Origin of the sequence: Gilvimarinus chinensis DSM 19667 (assembly GCF_000377745.1) — a bacterium.
GTDB lineage: Bacteria > Pseudomonadota > Gammaproteobacteria > Pseudomonadales > Cellvibrionaceae > Gilvimarinus > Gilvimarinus chinensis.
Genome location: NZ_KB898706.1, coordinates 1,185,995 through 1,204,977 on the forward strand (window position 1 = coordinate 1,185,995; position 18,983 = coordinate 1,204,977).

Genomic DNA, 18,983 nt, shown 5'->3' on the forward strand with positions numbered 1-18,983 from the left:
TATTGATTTGTATTGTTTTAATATTTAATGCTTGCTGCGTTAATATCTCGATAGGCAGCGACTACAGAGAATAAAAATCCGCCTAAATTGCACCGAGTCACTACCATTTATACATTAACGGGCACCTCTGGCCTTCAAAATACCAATGTGTTGCTAAAAGTACGCCATCGGGTGCGGCTTTTACCAATACAAAAAAGCCCTCGCCTAATGATAGACGAGGGCCTCTGCGGTTATAAGTAAGTAAGCACTTACTTACACATCAAGATTTGCTACTGCAAGCGCATTGGACTCGATAAAGTCGCGACGCGGTTCCACATGATCACCCATTAAAGTGGTGAATATTTGATCAGCAGCAATGGCATCCTGAATGGATACTTTCAGCATGCGGCGGCTTTGCGGATCCATGGTGGTTTCCCATAACTGTTCTGGGTTCATCTCACCCAACCCCTTATAACGCTGAATGCTGTAGCCCCGCCCAGCTTCTTTCATCAACCAGGCAAGTGCCTCATCAAAGCAGGTCACTTCCTCGGTCTTTTCACCCCGTTTTACATAGGCGCCCTCTTCCAACAGGCTTTCGAGCTTTTCACCCAAAGCGACGATAGAGCGGTATTCGCCGGAGGCAAAAAAGTCGTGGTTGAAGGGGTATTCAGATGCGACGCCATGCTCAATAATTTCGATGTGAGGCAGGAATAAGTGGCGCTCCTGATCTTCACGTACAGTAATTTCATAGCGATCAGCGCCCGCTCGATGGCTATTGGTGAACTTGCTTTGCAGCTGCTCACACCAGGCTGTAATAGTATCTTCACTAGAGAGATCCGCTTCTTTTACAGATGGCATATAAATCATCTGCTCAAGCACGTCTGCAGGATACAAGCGCGATAACCGCTCAATGGTTTCCATGACCGTGCGGAACTCTTTTACCAGTGATTCCAGTGCTTCACCGCGGATACCCGGGTCTTCGGCGTTTACATGCAGGCTGGCGCCTTCTAACGCTGCCTGGGTGAGGAAGGCAACACGAGCGGCTTCATCTTTCAAATACTGTTCTTGCTTACCTTTAGCAATTTTGTAGAGCGGCGGCTGGGCGATAAACACATGGCCTCGCTCAATCAGTTCACGCATTTGCCGGAAAAAGAAGGTAAGCAGCAAGGTACGGATGTGCGAGCCATCCACGTCAGCATCCGTCATGATAATAATGCTGTGATAACGCAACTTCTCAGGATCAAACTCAGACTTTCCGATGCCGCAGCCAAGGGCTGTAATTAACGTCCCTACCTCAGCGCTGGACAGCATTTTATCGAAACGTGCCTTTTCGACGTTAAGGATTTTACCTTTCAGGGGCAAAATTGCCTGGGTTTTACGGTCGCGCCCCTGCTTTGCGGAACCGCCGGCGGAGTCACCCTCCACCAAGTAAAGTTCTGACAGCGCGGGATCTTTTTCCTGACAGTCGGCCAATTTACCCGGCAAACCGGCGATATCCAATGCGCCTTTACGGCGAGTCATCTCACGGGCTTTACGAGCCGCTTCACGGGCCCGGGCAGCATCGATCATCTTGCCAACAATTGCTTTTGCTTCTGGAGGGTTCTCCAATAAGAAGTCGGTTAAATTGGCGCTCATCTCCTGCTCAACCGCAGTTTTCACCTCAGAGGACACCAGTTTGTCTTTGGTTTGCGATGAAAACTTAGGGTCCGGCACTTTAACTGAAATGATCGCCGTTAAGCCTTCTCGAGCGTCATCGCCGGTAGTGCTGATTTTGGCCTTTTGCGCCAGGCCTTCTTTCTCAATATACGTATTTAAGCTACGCGTCAGGGCGGCACGGAAGCCAGCCAAGTGCGTACCACCATCACGCTGGGGGATGTTGTTGGTGTAACAAAAAATGTTTTCCTGGAATGAGTCATTCCACTGCAGGGCAACCTCTACAGCAATACCGTCTTCGCGTTGATCGCTGAAGTGCACAACTTTGTTAATAGGGGTTTTATTGGTATTCAGGTGTTCGACAAAGGCGCGTAATCCACCTTCATACTCATACACTTCTTCATCGCCGCTGCGCTCATCTTTAAGCACAATGCGCACACCAGAGTTCAAGAACGACAGCTCACGTAACCTTTTAGCCAGCAAATCGTACTCGAATTTGATGTTGCTGAAAGTTTCAGCAGAGGGTTTGAAATGAATTTCAGTACCACTCGAGCTGGTATCACCAACAACGGTTAAAGGCTTTTGCGGCACACCACCATGGTAAACCTGCTCATGCACTTTGCCGCCCCGGCGAATAGTCAGCTTTAACTCCTTAGACAGGGCGTTCACAACAGAGACACCCACACCGTGCAAACCGCCAGACACTTTGTAGGTGTTATCATCAAACTTACCGCCCGCATGGAGCACAGTCATAATGACTTCTGCTGCCGAAACCCCTTCTTCGTGCATTTCTGTAGGGATTCCACGGCCATTATCGGATACAGATATCGACTCATCCGGGTGGATTACCACTTTAATCTCAGAGCAAAACCCCGCCAAGGCCTCATCAATGGAGTTGTCCACCACCTCGAATACCATGTGGTGGAGCCCGGTACCATCATCGGTATCGCCAATGTACATCCCTGGGCGCTTACGAACCGCATCCAGACCTTTCAGCACTTTAATACTGGATGAGTCGTAATTGGGTTTGTCGTCTGACATAGTTATCTCCGCTATTTTCCGATAAGCAGGGTTTTACTGCTCACCTAGGTAGTCTTCACTAGTTATTGCGCCATGTTCCACGTGGAACAATTTTAACTCTCTGTTTAACTCACGCCAGGGCACCAGCAAGGGTTCAATCTCCACCCCGGTAATAAACACCTGAGTTTGCAGCTTATCTAACCACTTAACCAACAAATGGCGATGTTTTTCGTCCAGCTCTGCAGGTAAATCATCCACTAAATAGATGCATTTTCGCCCGGTAATCTGTTCAAACAATCGACCCTGAGCAAGCTTTAAGGCACAAACCAACAGTTTTTGCTGCCCTCTTGAAAGGACGTCAGCAGCGCTCTGAGCATTGATCTTTATACGTATATCCGCTCTATGGAATCCTGCACCCGTAAAGCCTTGCTTGATATCACGGTCTAAGGTTTGCGCCAATAATTCTTGATAGTCCGTATCTTTTTCCCAGCCACGGTACAAGCTGAGGGTAAGCCCCTCAATGGCAACAAACTCTTTTACCAAGGGCTCAAATACCGCTTTGAGCTTCGTGAAGCAGGCTTCGCGCATCAACTGAATTCGCTCTGTAGCCGCTACGAGCTCTCGATCCCAAGGGGTTAATTCATAACCTTCTATTCTACCACGGCGCAAGATTGTGTTCCGTTGTTTTAGACTGCGCTGTGCAGACTTCCACACACCGTAGAACTCATGTTCCACGTGGAACACTAACCAGTCTAAAAACTGGCGTCGAACTTTTGGGGCACCCTCCAACAAGGTAAACGCATCAGCGTTAATCACTTGCAGCGGCAGGTACGAGGTTAATTCCGCGAGAGACTCCACCCCTCTACCCTGGACTCGAAACTGGGATTCACCACTGCGAGATCGAGACACGCCTAACGGGAGTTCGGAGCCTTTGGAGAATAAACGCCCAAATACCGTTAGCTCTTGGGCGTTTTGCGTGATAAGAGGTTTGATTTTATGGCTGCGAAAGGATCGCCCCATAGAAAGAAGATTAACGGACTCCAATAAAGAGGTTTTACCGGAGCCGTTTGCACCATAAATGAGATTAACATCAGGTGAAGGCTGGATATCCACCTGGGCGAGATTGCGCAGATTAGTGACAGCCAGCCGGGTTAACGCCATAAACTATAACTTAGAGCCTCATCGGCATAACAACATAAAGAGAGTCTCCACCCTCTTCAGGCTCTTCTAAGAGTGCACTGCTGTTAGCATCAGACAGGGTGATTTTCACCGTATCACTGTCAATAACATTGGTGACATCCGTTAAATAGCTAACGTTAAAACCAACTTCTAAAGAGTCGCCCGTATAGTCCACGGTCAACTGCTCTTCCGCCTCTTCTTGCTCTGGGTTATTGGCGACTATGGTAAGCTGGCCGTTGTCCAACAAAAGCCGTACGCCACGGTACTTCTCGTTTGAAAGAATCGCTGTACGTGAAAACGCTTGCTTCAACTCGCTACGCGAACCGTACATAATCTTATCGCCCCCGCGAGGAAGGACTCGTTCATAATCCGGGAATTTACCGTCAACCAGCTTTGAGGTGAAAGTGTAATCCGAAGAAGTCACGCGTATATGGTTAGCACTCAGGCTGATATCCACCACCTCTTCCCCGTCACTCATTAATCGAACCAGCTCCAGCACGCCTTTACGGGGTAAAATCGCCTGAACCGTCTCTTGGGTATTAACCCCGACAAAACGAGTGCACATAGCCATACGGTGGCCATCGGTAGCTACCACGCGCAATTGATCCTGTTTTACTTCCCACAACATGCCATTCAGGTAATAGCGTACATCCTGCTGCGCCATAGCAAACGCGGTGCGATCAATTAAGCGTTTTACTTCGCCTTGCTGACAACTGAACTGCAAGTCGCTGGGGCCATCTTCCACATTAGGAAAATCACTGGCGGGCAGGGTTGAAAGCGTAAAGCGGCTGCGTCCACTTTTCAGTAACACGCGGCCCTCTTCTTCGTGTAGCTCCAATACCGCATCATCAGGCAGCGAGCGAACGATATCGACAAACTTACGCGCGGGAACGGTGACCTCACCGTCTAACCCCGGGTTGTCGAGTTCCACCCGACCGACGATCTCCACTTCAAGGTCGGTCCCCGTTAAAGATAACTTACTTCCCTCGAGCACCAGTAAAACGTTCGACAACACCGGTAGGGTTTGACGGCGCTCAACAACACCGGCGACCAGTTGCAGGGGTTTAATCAATGCCTCGCGGGAAACAACAAATTTCATGAGCAGTTCTCTTTTAGGTCCTTGATAATAGTATTTGCAATCAGGTGGTCAGTGATCGCATCAGGTTTTTTAAATCCTCGCGAATATCCGCGTCTTCTTCTTCCAGCTCTTTAATCTTGCGGCAGGCATGAAGCACCGTAGTGTGGTCGCGACCACCAAACGCTTCACCGATTTCCGGCAAGCTGTGGTTGGTTAATTCCTTAGCCAGTGCCATTGCCACCTGACGGGGCCGTGCCACCGAGCGCGAACGGCGTTTAGAAAGCATATCGGCGATTTTAATTTTGTAATACTCGCCCACAACGCGCTGAATATTTTCAACACTCACCTGCTTATCTTGTAACGCCAGTAAATCTTTTAGGGCTTCACGCACAAGCTCGACATCTATTGGCCTACCCGTGAAGTGAGCACTTGCTATCACTCGCTTAAGGGCGCCTTCGAGCTCTCGAACGTTGGAGCGTATACGTTGGGCAATAAAAAAAGCCGCATCGTCTGGCAAATCCACCGCCACCTGGTGGGCTTTCTTTTTCAAAATAGCCACACGCATTTCAAGTTCAGGTGGCTCTACAGCAACGGTTAACCCCCAACCAAAGCGCGATTTTAAACGCTCTTCCAAACCGTTGATTTCTTTCGGGTAACGGTCGCAGGTAAGAATAATCTGCTGGCCACCTTCCAATAATGAGTTAAAGGTATGAAAGAACTCCTCTTGAGAGCGCTCTTTGCCAGCAAAAAATTGAATATCATCAATCAGCAGCGCATCCACCGATCGATAATAACGCTTGAAGTCATTAATCGCATTTAACTGCAGCGCTTTAACCATATCAGCCACAAAGCGCTCAGAGTGCAGGTATATCACCTTGGCGTTGCTGTTTTTTTTCAGCAGCTCATTGCCAACCGCCTGCATTAAGTGCGTCTTACCAAGTCCCACACCACCATATATAAACAGAGGGTTGTAAGCCCCCCCGGGATTTTCCGCCACCTGCCGCGCGGCCGCTAATCCTAACTGGTTGGACTTACCCTCCACAAAACTGGCAAAAGAAAATCCGCGGTTCAGATTATCCTGGTGCTTTAACCCCCCCTCTACCACAGGCTCGGCGGGAACGGGTTTATCCACAGGCTCGGGGCTTGGTGCAATGGGCGATGTATTATTAGGGCGCACAGGCGGTGCCTGAGGTTCAGGCGGGGCTATTGTGTTAGTGGACGTACTGTTAAAAGAAGGGCTGGGCTTACTGAAGCGCGAAACCTGAGGCTGACGACCACCAACACCTACCTCGATATCCATAGACACGCTGGCATCATACTGCTTTACCAGCTCAGTAATTCTGGGAAGGAATTTTTCACACACCCAATCGCACACAAAACGGTTAGGTGCCAATAATTTCAGGCTTTGCCCATCGGCCTCTTCATCTATTCGTAGCGGCCGTATCCAGGTATTAAACTGCTGAGATGGCAGCTCTTCCTGCAAACTGGAAACACAATAACTCCATACCGACTGCGGCAAAATCTAAAACCCCCAAATTGACACGTAGATTAGACAAGGGGAACCCCCCTCACCAATCGTTAGCCCGCTAGTGTACCGCCGACAGGATTAGTTATCCACACGAATATCAAGAAATCCCTGAAATTGGCAAAATTGAAGCTAAACCTTTAATTTCCAGAGGTTTTATCCAGCTTATAAAAAGTTTTTCCACAGAGTTATAAACAAAACCGTACAAAAAACTTAAGCACGTTTCTTTAAGACTGAAAAACCCCAAAACTGTGGATAACCCACAGGAAAACTCGCGTATAAAAGATGAATAAACTGTGTGCTCGATATTTCATCACTTTTTTACGTTTCCGATTGCTTTGACAGATATTTTTCTATAGAATCGCCGCCTCTTTTTCGCACACCGTGTGATCAACGAATAGGTAATCGGTAGGTTAACCATGAAAAGAACATTTCAGCCCAGCGTTTTGAAGCGCGCCCGTACCCACGGCTTCCGCGCTCGTATGGCCACTAAAAACGGTCGTGCCGTATTGGCTCGTCGTCGCGCTAAAGGTCGTAAAAGCTTAGCTGTTTAAGCTTTTATAACTCTGCGTGACCCCGAGGGCACCGTTGTAAGTTTTTGTACCAAGTCTATGGTACAAAGCCTGCAGCGGTGCCCTTTAGTATTTGAGCTTCGCACATTGCTCCAACCCCGAGGCCGCACCCCCTGTGAGCACCTCTCTCGCGTTTCGTAAACATCAGCGGCTTTTAAACGCCCGCGACTTTAAATCCGTCTTTGACGACGCACCCTTTCGCGCCTCTCACCAACACCTTCTTCTATTGTCCCGCAGTAATCAAACCGACTCTGCCAGGCTGGGCTTAGTCATCGCAAAGAAGAATATTCGCCACGCCGTTGACCGCAACCGGGTAAAACGCCTGATTCGTGAAAGTTTTCGTCAGCACCAGCATCAATTAACAGGTTTAGATGTTATTGTACTGGCGCGCCGAGGCTTGGATGAGCTGGACAACCCGAGCATTTACAAACTGTTAAGCAAACAGTGGCAGCGCATTATCCGCAAACGGGATCAGGCATCGGGAGACCAGTCGTGAGCTGGCTAGCGATCAAGCTAATACATTTATACCGCTACCTATTAAGCCCCTGGATTGGCAATCAATGCCGCTTTTACCCCAGCTGCTCTCACTACAGTGAAGAGGCAATTAACACTCACGGCTTTATAAAAGGGGTTTATCTAACCATACGCCGCCTTTTAAAATGCCACCCTTGGCACCCCGGTGGCATCGATCTGGTTCCCGGTGGACACAACGAACACAAACTGACTGATGGCAAACATTAAGATGGACTGGCAAAAAAACCTGTTACTCGCGGCCATGGCTGCTGTTGTTATTATGCTGATTATGCGCTGGGACGATTTCCAGCAGGCAAAAATAGCGTCTCAACCCGTCCAGGCACAAGCCAGTGCGTCAGCCACCGGAGACATTCCCAACCCGATAGCCTCCGCCAGCGATGTACCACAAAGCACCGACTCTTCCGAGGCAAGTTCACAACAAGCCAGTGAGCAGAATATTCAGGTCAACACCGATACGTTACACGTACGAATCAATACCAAAGGCGGCGATGTTACCCACGTCGCCCTACCCCAGCACTATGCTGAAATCGATACCCCGGACCAACCTTTTGTATTGATCGAAAACAACGCCAGCGAAACTTACAGCCTGCAAAGTGGTTTGATCGGCCAAAATGGTACCGACAGTTCCAGCGGCCGCCCCGTATTTAGCAGCGAAGCCACCGAATACTCACTCGCTGAAGGGGCAGACACCTTGGTGGTTGACCTAACCCACCAGCAAGACAGTGCCACGATTACCAAGCGCTTTACCTTCTACCGCGGTGAATACCGAGTAGAGGTAGATTACCTGGTACAAAACACTGGCGATCAGCCTTGGCAGGCCAGTTTATACGGCCAGATCAAACGCGATAGTCACGAACCCTACGCAGGCACAGGTTTCGGTATGCAGCCATTTGTGGGGGCGGCACTCACCACCAATGATGAACGCTATAAAAAGTTCAGCTTTGACGATTTGGAAGACGAAAGCTTTAAAACTCAAATTACCGGCGGCTGGGTGTCCATGGTGCAGCACTACTTTATCAGTGCCTGGATTCCGGACCAGCAACAAACTAACAACTACTTCTTACGCCAACAGGGTAATCAAGATCTTTTCCTGATGGGATTCACCTCCGCGCCCTTGGTTGTTGCCCCAGGCCAAAGCGGTACTATCAAGTCTCAGTTTTACGCCGGCCCTAAAGATACCGAAAAGCTGGAGCAAATCGCCCCCTACCTGGATTTAACCGTCGATTACGGTTGGCTGTGGTGGTTGGCCAAGCCACTCTTTAGTGTACTGGATTGGATTTACGGATTAATCGGTAACTGGGGGCTGGCAATTATTCTGCTGACAGTTCTCATCAAGGCGGTGTTTTTCAAACTCAGTGCCACCAGCTACCGTTCCATGGCCCGGATGCGCAAGCTCGCACCTAAAATGAAAGAGCTAAAAGAGCGCTACGGTGACGACCGTCAGAAGATGTCGCAAGAGACCATGAAGCTCTACCGCGACGAAAAGGTAAACCCCTTGGGCGGCTGCTTGCCCATGCTGATCCAAATGCCGGTCTTCCTCGCCCTTTACTGGGTACTGATGGAGTCTGTTGAACTGCGCCACACGCCATTTTTGTGGATTCCCGATTTATCAGTGAAAGACCCGATATTTATCCTGCCGCTGTTAATGGGCTTTACCATGTGGCTCACCATGCGTCTTAACCCTGAACCACCAGACCCTATGCAAGCGAAAATCATGCAATTTATGCCTGTGGTCTTTACGGTGATGTTCCTGTGGTTCCCGGCCGGCTTGGTACTCTACTGGGTTACCAACAACACCCTGAGCTTCCTACAACAAATGGTGATTACCCGGCAGATCGAAAAGGCCGATAACGCCAAAAGTTAATGCTTAACAATACCGACACCATTGCCGCCGTCGCCACCGCCCCAGGTCGCGGCGGCGTGGGCATTATCCGTGTATCCGGCCCTGGTGCCTGCGATATCGCGCAAGCCATCACCGGCAAAAGCCTCACCCCACGTCAGGCGCACTACCTCCCCTTTTATAATGCCGAGCAACAAGAGCTGGACCAAGGCATCGCCCTGCTGTTTAAAGGCCCTAACTCGTTTACCGGCGAAGATGTACTTGAATTACAAGGCCACGGCGGGCCCGTGGTGCTGGGCTTATTGCTGGAACGAGTCAAACAATTGGGGGCCCGGCAAGCCAAACCCGGTGAATTCTCTGAACGCGCGTTTCTCAACGACAAATTAGACCTGGCTCAGGCAGAGGCCATCGCCGATTTAATCGAAGCCAGCTCCGAGCAGGCAGCGCGCAACGCCCTTAGCTCGTTACAAGGCGTATTCTCCAATCAAGTCCACACGCTGGTCGAGTCACTGATTGCGCTGCGTATTTATGTTGAAGCGGCTATCGATTTTCCGGAAGAAGAAATCGACTTTATCAGCGACGGTAAAGTCGAGGCCGACCTCAACGCCATTATTGCCGAGCTGGAACAACTGCTGGCGCGAGCCCGCCAGGGGCAATTGGTGCGCGATGGCATGCGCGTAGTCATTGCGGGCAAACCCAACGCCGGTAAATCCAGCCTGTTAAATGCATTGGTCGAGCGCGACAGTGCCATTGTCACGGACATCGCCGGCACCACTCGTGATGTTCTCAAAGAACACATTCACATCGACGGTATGCCGCTGCATATTATCGATACTGCGGGCCTGCGCGAGGCCTCCGATGCGGTGGAAAAGATCGGTATCGAACGCGCCTGGAGTGAAATTAACCAGGCCGACCGCATTCTGTTGCTTATCGACGCACAGGACACACTCGCCCACCCCGACTGGCAACCCGAAAACGTCTGGCCGGAGTTCACCGACAAACTCCAGCACAGCGATAAAGTCAGCGTGATTTATAACAAGATTGATTTGGTGGATGACAGTAAGCTGCCAGAAAATGCCGTAAGAATCAGTGCTAAATCAGGGTTGGGGTTGGAAGGGTTAAAGCAGCATTTAAAAGATTGCATCGGCTACCAAAGCACCACCGAGGGCACCTTCACCGCCCGCCAGCGCCACATCGATGCTTTGCTAGCGGCCGAGCGCAGCCTGCAAACCGGTGCTGAGCAATTGCAGGCTCACGCCGCCGGAGAACTGCTGGCCGAAGACTTACGCGAAGCGCAGAATCACCTGTCGGAAATTACCGGTGAATTTACTTCTGACGACCTGCTAGGCCGAATTTTCTCATCTTTTTGTATCGGCAAGTGAGCGTCTGATATCAGACGCTCACTACTTTCTTACAACTTCCGACCCAACCGCTTTTCTACCTGTTTTTTCTCCCAATCCGGGCCAAAGAAGTTAAACACTTCAAAAGTCTGGATACCGTGAATCAGCAAACCGATGCCCCAACCCATGGCGGGCCACCACGCCCAGATATACCCGGGGGATGTGGTTACGTTAATAAAAAACAAAAAGGGGATGATGACTAAATAGGTGCAAAAATGAGAATAAAAGGCTTTTAAATCCCGCACATACTCCAGCGCCTGTTGCTCCTCATTATCCACCGCGTTACCTGTGTCTGCCTGGCTCATGGTTTCGTCCTCAATCTGCCATTGACTAATATCTATATCGAAAGCACTGGCAAGCGCTTTGCGCGACTCAAGCGATGGCGTCTGCCCGCGCTCGATCCGCTGAATGGTTCGAATACTCAACGCGCTGATCTCGGCCAACTCCTCCTGCGACCAGCCACGCTGTAACCTCAATTTTCGAACATTCATACTCGCCTCCTTCAATAATGCGGCGTTGATAGTCCCTAAAAAACCGGGACAGAGTAAGGACATTTACCTGACAGTAGGGCGACAACCTATAAAAATCAATAACTTAGAGATTTAAAACTGGAAGTAATTAAAATCAAACTCAAGAGTTAACCCTCAAAAGTACGGCAGCCAAACCTTTCATCAGGCAGCTCACCTAAAATTAAAGGGGGTGGAAACCAGCTGAATTAAACCTAAGACCTCAGATAAATAAGCTTCACCAAATAAATTGAGATGATTCAATAAATGGTAAAGATTGTACAAGTGTTGCCGTTGCTGCCAGCCCTCAGGTAGTGACCACTCTTTTTGATAAGCCTGGTAAAAGTCTTTTGAGAAGCCACCGAACACTCTGGTAAAAGCAATATCGGTCTCCCGGTCGCCATAATAGGTGGCTGGATCAAACACGACAGGCGTAGCGTCTTGCTGATAGGCCTTGTTTCCCGACCACAAATCTCCGTGTAATAAAGACGCTTGTGGCTGGTGAGTCGATAACAGATTCGTACAGGCACTTTCCAGATCATGCCAAACCTTTTCGGGGACCCCCTTGGATTCTGCCAGTCTTAGTTGAGGCAGTAACCGACATTGCCACCAAAAGTCAGCCCAGCGCTCGTGCAACGTATTGACCTGCTTATTGGCACCAATGTAATTATTGTACGCCAGCCCATAGCGGCCGTCAGAACTTACGTGGCGATGCATAAGGGCCAGTTGCTGCCCTAAGAGGGTTTCATCTCCGTGTGCCGTCATGGATAAAAACGGCAAAACCAATGCGGCGCAGTTCTCTACCGAGCACACACCTATGGCCTCAGGACTGGCCAATTTCACTTTCGCCAGATGTCCCAGGTTTTGAAACTCCGTCTCTAACACCCCAGGATTCGAGTGAGTTTTGATAAAAAATGACTCACCAACTGTGCTTTGCACCTTAAAACTGCTGCAAATATCACCACCCGCGACCGGTATAAGCGTGTTTAGGTCCAAAGCCCCCAAAAAAATATCGTCATTAACTCTCTGCCAAATATCCACCCGTTTGCTCCCGTTATTCGGTTTGATAGGATTAATCACAGCCGCTGAATAAGGTTATCCACAGTTTTCAGACGCTAATTTAGCTAACTTAGAGAAACTATCCACAATTGTTCACAGGTTTATCCCATAAAGTGTTGTTTTAACAACTGTTTTGCTTAATAAATAAGCGGTTTTTCAAATAACCCTGTTAACTTCGACTGAACAACTTGAATATGAAATTGGGGATAACTGAGCATTTCATTTTTCTGGGGACAAGTCGCCATTTCATCCAAAGGTTAATAACCGCCTTCAGGCAGTTTCTGAGCATCTTTCTTGACTGGTTACACTTTTTATAATCCCATGATTTAATTATAAAAAAATGGGTTTTCCACAGACATTGTTAACCCTTACTATCACTATAAATTCAATCTATATATATAAATTCTTATTTATTTACTTATTAACTATTTATTTGAATAACTTAAGAATGAATAAAGATTGAACATGTTTTGTACAACGGGATTAACCGCTCTATAATGTGCGCCCATTTTTCTACACGCCGCGAGGCAGGCTATGATTTATCCTGAAAACTTTGACGTTATTGTCGTCGGCGGCGGCCATGCCGGTACCGAAGCCTGTCTGGCCTCTGCCCGCATGGGGTGTAAGACGCTCTTGCTGTCTCACAACATCGAAACCTTGGGCCAAATGTCTTGTAACCCTGCCATTGGTGGTATTGGCAAAAGCCACTTGGTGAAAGAAATAGACGCTCTCGGCGGCGCCATGGCTTTGGCAACCGATGCAGGCGGTATTCAATTTAGAATTCTTAATGCCCGTAAAGGGCCCGCTGTGCGAGCTACGCGGGCGCAGGCCGATCGCGTGCTCTACAAAGCCGCTATACGCCACACCCTCGAAAACCAGCCTAATTTGTGGATTTTTCAGCAGGCGGTGGATGACCTGATCGTAGAAAACGATGAGGTTCGTGGTGTAGTCACCCAGATGGGGTTGAAATTTCAGGCCAACCAGGTGGTGTTGACCACGGGTACGTTTCTTGGGGGCGTTATCCACATTGGTTTACAAAATCACAGCGGTGGTCGTGCTGGCGACCCGCCCGCTCAGGCCCTTGCCAAGCGTTTACGGGAATATCCGCTGCGCGTCGATCGCTTAAAAACCGGTACCCCGCCCCGTATTGATGCCAAATCGGTGGACTTTTCCGGCCTGCAGGAGCAGTGGGGTGATGAGCCTCGTCCTGTCATGTCGGTGCGCGGTAATCGCGAGATGCAACCGCAGCAAGTCTGCTGCTGGATAACCCATACCAACGAAAAAACCCACGAGGTGATTCGCGGCGGTCTGGATCGCTCGCCCATGTACTCGGGAGTGATTGAGGGCGTTGGCCCGCGCTACTGTCCGTCCATCGAGGATAAGATTCACCGCTTTGCCGATAAAGACAGCCATCAGGTGTTTATCGAGCCCGAGGGATTAACCACTCACGAGCTATACCCCAATGGAATTTCCACGAGTTTGCCGTTTGACGTGCAAATGAACTTGGTGCGCTCAATCAAAGGGTTTGAAAACGCCCATATCACCCGCCCCGGATACGCCATCGAGTACGATTATTTCAATCCGCAGGATTTGAAATACTCGCTGGAGACCAAAATCATTGGCGGACTCTACTTTGCCGGGCAAATCAACGGCACCACCGGTTACGAAGAAGCGGGTGCGCAGGGACTCCTGGCCGGCTTGAATGCCGCACGCCGCGCTCGGGAACAGGAGGCCTGGTGCCCCCGTCGCGATGAGGCCTATGTGGGCGTATTGGTGGATGACCTGATTACCATGGGAACGCGCGAGCCCTACCGCATGTTTACCAGCCGCGCCGAATACCGATTACTGCTGCGCGAGGACAACGCCGATCAGCGATTAACCGAAATCGGTCGCACCATGGGCTTGGTGGGTGATGCCCAGTGGCAGGCTTTTTGTGAAAAAAGCGAGGCGGTTGAGCGTGAGCGCGCACGTCTGAAAGACACCTGGGTGCAGGCGGGCTCAGCTGAGGCGCAAGCGCTCGAAGGCAAAGTAAAAAGTAAACTGACCCGCGAATACAGCTTGTTTGATTTGCTCAAGCGCCCCGAACTTCACTACGCCGATGTGGCCAACCTGAAAGGTGAGGTCAGCGAAAGTGAAGCGGTTGCGGAGCAAATCGAAATTGATGCCAAATACTCGGGTTACATCTCGCGCCAGCAAGAGGAAATCGATCGCCTGCGCGCTCACGAGAATACCTTGTTCCCGGAGGATTTCGACTTCAACGCGGTGGATGGTTTATCCAACGAGGTGAAACAAAAATTGAGCGAGGCGCGGCCGGACACTCTGGCCCGTGCGCAGCGTATTCCCGGTGTGACGCCAGCGGCTGTATCGCTGCTTCTGATTTACCTGAAAAAACGCGGGTTGCTGAATCGTCGTCAGGCCGAGGCCAGTTAATGAGCAATCGCAACGCATTGCAGCACCAGCTACAAGCCGGTGCTGATCGTCTTGGTGTGGTGTTAACGCCACACCAACAAGAGCAACTGCTGGATTACTTGCAAGAGTTCGCCAAGTGGAACAAAGCCTATAATCTCTCGGCGGTGCGCGACATTGAGCAAATGCTGGGGCGTCACCTGCTTGATTCGCTTGCGGTGGCGCCACACATTGAGGGGCACAATCTGATTGATGTGGGCACGGGCGGTGGCCTGCCCGGTATGGTGTTAGCTATCTGCTATCCGGAGAAACAATTCACTCTGCTGGACAGCAACGGTAAGAAAACCCGGTTTTTATTTCACGTGAAAACTTTGCTGGGCTTGGACAATGTCAGTGTGGAAAACTGTCGCGTGGAGTCACTCGCCCCGCAAGCGCCTTTTGACGCGGTCATCAGCCGTGCATTTGCCAGCCTGGCTGATATGACACACTGGTGCCAGCACTTGCTGTCTGCCGATGGATGCTTTTTGGCCATGAAAGGACAGTTTCCACAGGCCGAGTTGGAGTCTATTGCCACGACTCACGTTTTACAGCGCAGTGTCGAGCTAAACGTGCCGGGCGAAGAAGGCGAGCGTCACCTGCTGTTTATTCGCCCAATTTCAGACTGAGTGCGGGCAGTGCTTGCCCGGCGTTCACAACTGCCACACAATAGAGACCTTTTGCGCGAAGGCTACGAAAAAGGATACCCACTTGACCAAGATTTACGCCATTGCAAATCAAAAAGGCGGGGTCGGCAAAACCACCTCCTGCGTCAATCTGGCGGCATCGCTGGTGGCCACCAAAAAGCGAGTACTGCTGGTGGATTTAGACCCGCAGGGCAACGCCACTATGGGCAGTGGAGTCAATAAGTCCGAGCTGGACCAAACCGTTTACGATGTTTTGACCGATCGTGCGCCAGTAGCCGACTGCCTGGTGGTCTCCGAAGAGGGGAAGTATCACGTACTGCCCGCCAACGGCGACCTCACCGCCGCCGAGGTGGAAATGCTGTCGCTGTCGAACAAAGAGCGCCGTTTGGATGTGGTTTTGAAACAAGTGGCCGGTCAGTACGACTACATTCTGATCGATTGTCCGCCCTCTCTGAATATGTTGACCCTAAACGCTCTTGCGGCCTGCCATGGCGTGATTATCCCTATGCAGTGTGAATACTACGCACTGGAGGGACTGTCGGCGTTGATGGGAACCATTGGTCAAATTCAACAGGTGCTTAACCCCGAGTTAAAAATCGAGGGAATCTTGCGCACCATGTACGACCCACGCAACAGCCTGACCAACGATGTATCCGCTCAGTTGCACGAGCATTTCGGCGATCGGGTTTACCGCACTTGCATTCCTCGCAATGTGCGTCTCGCCGAAGCGCCCAGTTATGGTCAGCCGGTGTTGGTGTACGATCGTCAATCCAAGGGTGCCATGGCTTATCTTGCGCTGGCGGGCGAAATCTTACGCCGCAACGATCAAAACGAAGCGGCTGATTCTATTCAACCCGAAATTGCGCACTAAGCGCCGGAAGTTTTTAAGCAGGTAACCCCATGGCAGGAAAACGCAAAGGTTTGGGCAAAGGCTTGGATGCGCTCTTGGGCGCTGGCGTCAGTGTACCCAAAGCAGCCCCCCCCCAAGATAACAACACTGACGTGCCCGCCCCAGCACCGAGTACCCCCGCCGATGGCAAGTTGATGCAGCTGCCGGTGGAGTTGATTCAGCGCGGCAAATACCAGCCCAGGCGCGATATGCATCCTGAGGCTTTGGAGGAGTTATCCGACTCCATCAAGGCGCAAGGGGTTATGCAACCGATTGTGGTGCGTCCGATTGGCGATGAGAGATACGAAATCATTGCCGGTGAACGACGCTGGCGCGCTACCCAGCTGGCGGGCCTGGATAAAATACCCGCCGTTGTGCGTGAGGTGGCCGACGAAGCCGCCATCGCCATGGCGCTGATTGAAAATATTCAACGTGAAGATCTAAACCCCATCGAGGAAGCGGTGGCTCTAAAGCGTTTGCAGGATGAGTTTGAACTCACCCAGCAGGAAGTGGCGCAAGCGGTAGGCAAATCCCGCACTACAGTGACCAACCTTCTGCGCTTGATTGCGCTGGACGATGAGGTGAAAAAGTTATTGGAGCACGGCGATCTGGAAATGGGCCATGCCCGCGCCCTTTTGACTCTGTCTCCCGAGCTGCAGCGTGAGGCGGGTCGAATTGTTGTAGCCAAAGGGCTTACAGTTCGGCAAACGGAAGCCCTGGCACGGAAATTACAGGAAGAAAAAGATACCCCCCCGACACCAAGCCTTGAGGTTTCAGCGGATATAAAGCGCCTGCAAAACGAGCTTTCCGAGACCTTGGGGGCTGGGGTAAATATTCAGCACTCCGCTAAGGGCAAGGGCAAGCTGGTCATCAGCTACAACAACCTGGATGAGTTGGACGGTATTCTGGCGCACATCAAGTGATGTGGACGTTGGGCGCTAAATTATTGCGTCTGCGTCATTTGTCCACCTTAACTTTTCCCTTATACCCTGCTAGCATTTGCGCTCCCATTTTGGGGTTATCCACAGGATTGGTCAGGCCGGTTAAGAACTGTTAACAGTTGATTTGCTGTTATTTGCCCAAATACGGGGCGCATCTACACCTAACTGAGCGAAAATGGCGCGGTTGCTGTTGAAAGGCCTGTAATAAAACCCCTATAATGCGGCGGCTTTGCAGCTGATGTGTAAGCTGCCGTAAAGCCAGTAACGGCGAAATCGACCGATTGCCAGCAAAAGGCAACAACAAGAGAGAATCGATGCCCTGGGCGCGCCGTCAGACATCGGCTGTTTTAGCCAAGCTTCCGGTTTTTAAATGCCTGGTATGGCTGTGGTTAGCGCTGTGTGTTTTAAGTGGGCCGGTTCTGTACTGGCAACCGCTGTGGGGGATTTCTTTACTCTGGGGATTTTCCGTCTGCTTGGTTCCAGCCATGGTGTTTGCCAGGCTTGCCGGGCAAGTTCGCGGCGCTCGTGAAGTACGTCAGAGTGTCAACCGGTTTTACCGAGCAGAGTCAGCCAAATTATTGCTAACCGCCGTTTTATTTGCGGTGGTGTTTACCCGGGATGTGCCTATCAGCCTACCGGTTTTTTTATGCGCTTTTATTACGGCGCAAGTCATACAAATGATTGTGACGGCGGTGGTAATCAATCGCCGTTAGTGCCAGCTCTGCTGGCAACAAACGATTTATACACAAGTTGAGAGATTGCAGATGGCAGCGGACGGTAACGCACCTACGACCACCGAATATATCCAGCACCACTTAACCAACTGGACTTACGGTAAATTACCCGCCGGCACCTATTGCGATGGCAAAAGTGTGCAGGAAACTACCGGTTGGACTGTGGCCCATTGCTCCGAAGAAATGTCGGCCATGGGATTCAATGCCATCCACCTGGACTCAATGTTATGGTCCATTGGGCTGGGGATTATATTTTTGGCCCTGTTCCGCTGGGGCGCCTCAAAAGCCCACGCGGGTGTTCCCACCGGCATGCTCAACTTCGTTGAAGCGATTATCGAATTTATCGACAAAACCGTAAAAGACGCTTTCCAATACAAAAGTCGTTTTGTCGCGCCTTTAGCACTGACCATTTTTGTCTGGATTTTCCTGATGAACCTGATGGATTTGGTGCCGGTGGATCTGATTCCACAGCTGGCGGCCTGGGTAGCGGGCGATCCTCACTTCTATTTCAAGATAGTCCCGACCACCGATCCCAATATTACTCTGGGTATGGGCTTTACGGTCTTCTTCTTGATGATTGCGTTCAGTATTCGCGAGAAAGGTTTTGTTGGCTTCGTAAAAGAGCTGACCTTCCACCCATTCCATCCGCCCACCAAAGGTGCCGGTATTATTCTCGCACCGTTGATTATCGTAATTAACTTTGCGCTGGAGTCTGTAACCTTGCTGGCTCGCCCTATTTCACTGGGCTTGCGACTGTTCGGTAACCTCTATGCGGGTGAAATGATCTTTATTCTGATTGCCACCATGTTTGGTGCTGGTCTGATCCTTGGCCTGTTTGCTGGTGTACTGCAGCTGGGTTGGGCACTGTTCCATATTATTGTGATTACCCTTCAGGCGTTTGTGTTTATGGTGCTGACCATTGTGTACATGGCAATGGCTTTCCATAACGACGATGAAGACCAGTTTACGCATTAATTATTTAACT

General features: G+C 50.5%; 17 protein-coding genes. 11 read left to right on the plus strand and 6 right to left on the minus strand.

The genetic code is table 11. The features are described from left to right. Positions 1–252: 252 nt before the first annotated feature. Genes gyrB through dnaA form a run of 4 tightly spaced genes read right to left on the minus strand, consistent with a single transcriptional unit; the run spans position 253 to position 6,428 of the window. Positions 253–2,673, minus strand: coding sequence for a DNA topoisomerase (ATP-hydrolyzing) subunit B (gyrB, locus tag D568_RS0105525; RefSeq protein WP_020208587.1), 2,421 nt, complete (start codon positions 2,671–2,673; stop codon positions 253–255). Between the two features lie 33 nt (positions 2,674–2,706). Then, on the minus strand, positions 2,707–3,813 hold the full coding sequence (gene recF / locus D568_RS0105530; protein ID WP_020208588.1) for a DNA replication/repair protein RecF: 1,107 nt from the start codon (positions 3,811–3,813) through the stop codon (positions 2,707–2,709). 10 nt (positions 3,814–3,823) lie between these two features. Further along, positions 3,824–4,930 carry a DNA polymerase III subunit beta gene (dnaN, locus tag D568_RS0105535; protein WP_020208589.1) on the minus strand — a complete coding sequence of 369 codons (1,107 nt, stop codon included), beginning with the start codon at positions 4,928–4,930 and terminating at the stop codon, positions 3,824–3,826. Positions 4,931–4,970: 40 nt separating this feature from the next. Beyond that, positions 4,971–6,428, minus strand: a complete 1,458-nt coding sequence (gene dnaA, locus D568_RS0105540; protein WP_026286876.1) for a chromosomal replication initiator protein DnaA — start codon at positions 6,426–6,428, stop codon at positions 4,971–4,973. A 425-nt stretch (positions 6,429–6,853) separates the two neighbouring features. Between dnaA and rpmH the strand changes: the two genes are divergently transcribed. The 5 genes from rpmH to mnmE all read left to right on the plus strand — a co-directional run bounded on the left by rpmH (position 6,854) and on the right by mnmE (position 10,762). Next, a complete protein-coding gene (gene rpmH, locus D568_RS0105545; protein ID WP_020208591.1) occupies positions 6,854–6,988 on the plus strand; it encodes a 50S ribosomal protein L34 in 135 nt (44 codons plus the stop codon). Between the two features lie 133 nt (positions 6,989–7,121). Continuing rightward, positions 7,122–7,502: a ribonuclease P protein component gene (gene rnpA / locus D568_RS0105550; protein WP_020208592.1), complete on the plus strand. Its 381-nt coding sequence runs from the start codon at positions 7,122–7,124 to the stop codon at positions 7,500–7,502. Next, positions 7,499–7,747 carry a membrane protein insertion efficiency factor YidD gene (yidD, locus tag D568_RS0105555; protein ID WP_020208593.1) on the plus strand — a complete coding sequence of 83 codons (249 nt, stop codon included), beginning with the start codon at positions 7,499–7,501 and terminating at the stop codon, positions 7,745–7,747. Before rnpA ends, yidD begins: the two co-directional genes overlap by 4 nt. Before the next feature lies 1 nt (position 7,748). Then, positions 7,749–9,404 (plus strand): membrane protein insertase YidC, encoded by a 1,656-nt coding sequence (gene yidC / locus D568_RS0105560; protein WP_020208594.1) that lies wholly within the window; start codon positions 7,749–7,751, stop codon positions 9,402–9,404. Further along, the gene (mnmE, locus tag D568_RS0105565) at positions 9,404–10,762 is read left to right on the plus strand and encodes a tRNA uridine-5-carboxymethylaminomethyl(34) synthesis GTPase MnmE (protein WP_020208595.1); all 1,359 of its coding nucleotides are present in this window, start codon (positions 9,404–9,406) and stop codon (positions 10,760–10,762) included. The genes yidC and mnmE overlap by 1 nt, the downstream gene beginning before the upstream one ends. A 29-nt stretch (positions 10,763–10,791) precedes the next feature. Here mnmE and D568_RS0105570 read toward each other — a convergent pair whose 3' ends face one another. Both D568_RS0105570 and D568_RS19385 read right to left on the minus strand, forming a co-directional pair. Further along, positions 10,792–11,271 carry a 2TM domain-containing protein gene (locus D568_RS0105570; protein ID WP_020208596.1) on the minus strand — a complete coding sequence of 160 codons (480 nt, stop codon included), beginning with the start codon at positions 11,269–11,271 and terminating at the stop codon, positions 10,792–10,794. A gap of 189 nt (positions 11,272–11,460) precedes the next feature. Further along, positions 11,461–12,327: a fructosamine kinase family protein gene (locus tag D568_RS19385; protein ID WP_020208597.1), complete on the minus strand. Its 867-nt coding sequence runs from the start codon at positions 12,325–12,327 to the stop codon at positions 11,461–11,463. Positions 12,328–12,879: 552 nt separating this feature from the next. Here D568_RS19385 and mnmG point away from each other — a divergent pair. The 6 genes from mnmG (at position 12,880) to atpB (ending at position 18,973) form a co-directional block, all read left to right on the plus strand. Then, the gene (gene mnmG, locus D568_RS0105580; protein ID WP_020208598.1) at positions 12,880–14,775 is read left to right on the plus strand and encodes a tRNA uridine-5-carboxymethylaminomethyl(34) synthesis enzyme MnmG; all 1,896 of its coding nucleotides are present in this window, start codon (positions 12,880–12,882) and stop codon (positions 14,773–14,775) included. Next, positions 14,775–15,416: a 16S rRNA (guanine(527)-N(7))-methyltransferase RsmG gene (gene rsmG / locus D568_RS0105585; protein ID WP_020208599.1), complete on the plus strand. Its 642-nt coding sequence runs from the start codon at positions 14,775–14,777 to the stop codon at positions 15,414–15,416. Before mnmG ends, rsmG begins: the two co-directional genes overlap by 1 nt. An 82-nt stretch (positions 15,417–15,498) precedes the next feature. Continuing rightward, positions 15,499–16,305: a ParA family protein gene (locus D568_RS0105590; protein WP_020208600.1), complete on the plus strand. Its 807-nt coding sequence runs from the start codon at positions 15,499–15,501 to the stop codon at positions 16,303–16,305. Positions 16,306–16,334: 29 nt separating this feature from the next. After that, positions 16,335–17,246 carry a ParB/RepB/Spo0J family partition protein gene (locus D568_RS0105595; RefSeq protein ID WP_020208601.1) on the plus strand — a complete coding sequence of 304 codons (912 nt, stop codon included), beginning with the start codon at positions 16,335–16,337 and terminating at the stop codon, positions 17,244–17,246. A gap of 332 nt (positions 17,247–17,578) precedes the next feature. Then, positions 17,579–17,977, plus strand: coding sequence for an ATP synthase subunit I (locus D568_RS19390; protein ID WP_020208602.1), 399 nt, complete (start codon positions 17,579–17,581; stop codon positions 17,975–17,977). Between the two features lie 51 nt (positions 17,978–18,028). Continuing rightward, positions 18,029–18,973 carry a F0F1 ATP synthase subunit A gene (gene atpB, locus D568_RS0105605; protein ID WP_020208603.1) on the plus strand — a complete coding sequence of 315 codons (945 nt, stop codon included), beginning with the start codon at positions 18,029–18,031 and terminating at the stop codon, positions 18,971–18,973. Positions 18,974–18,983: the final 10 nt, after the last annotated feature.

Bases quoted from the DNA above. Each gene is read 5' to 3' on its own strand.
- atpB (WP_020208603.1), top strand. From the start codon at position 18,029: ATGGCAGCGGACGGTAACGCACCTACGACCACCGAATATATCCAGCAC.
- rpmH (WP_020208591.1), top strand. From the start codon at position 6,854: ATGAAAAGAACATTTCAGCCCAGCGTTTTGAAGCGCGCCCGTACCCAC.
- gyrB (WP_020208587.1), bottom strand. From the start codon at position 2,673: ATGTCAGACGACAAACCCAATTACGACTCATCCAGTATTAAAGTGCTG.
- mnmG (WP_020208598.1), top strand. From the start codon at position 12,880: ATGATTTATCCTGAAAACTTTGACGTTATTGTCGTCGGCGGCGGCCAT.
- mnmE (WP_020208595.1), top strand. From the start codon at position 9,404: ATGCTTAACAATACCGACACCATTGCCGCCGTCGCCACCGCCCCAGGT.
- recF (WP_020208588.1), bottom strand. From the start codon at position 3,813: ATGGCGTTAACCCGGCTGGCTGTCACTAATCTGCGCAATCTCGCCCAG.
- dnaN (WP_020208589.1), bottom strand. From the start codon at position 4,930: ATGAAATTTGTTGTTTCCCGCGAGGCATTGATTAAACCCCTGCAACTG.
- D568_RS0105595 (WP_020208601.1), top strand. From the start codon at position 16,335: ATGGCAGGAAAACGCAAAGGTTTGGGCAAAGGCTTGGATGCGCTCTTG.
- D568_RS0105570 (WP_020208596.1), bottom strand. From the start codon at position 11,271: ATGAATGTTCGAAAATTGAGGTTACAGCGTGGCTGGTCGCAGGAGGAG.
- yidC (WP_020208594.1), top strand. From the start codon at position 7,749: ATGGACTGGCAAAAAAACCTGTTACTCGCGGCCATGGCTGCTGTTGTT.
- D568_RS19390 (WP_020208602.1), top strand. From the start codon at position 17,579: ATGCCCTGGGCGCGCCGTCAGACATCGGCTGTTTTAGCCAAGCTTCCG.
- rsmG (WP_020208599.1), top strand. From the start codon at position 14,775: ATGAGCAATCGCAACGCATTGCAGCACCAGCTACAAGCCGGTGCTGAT.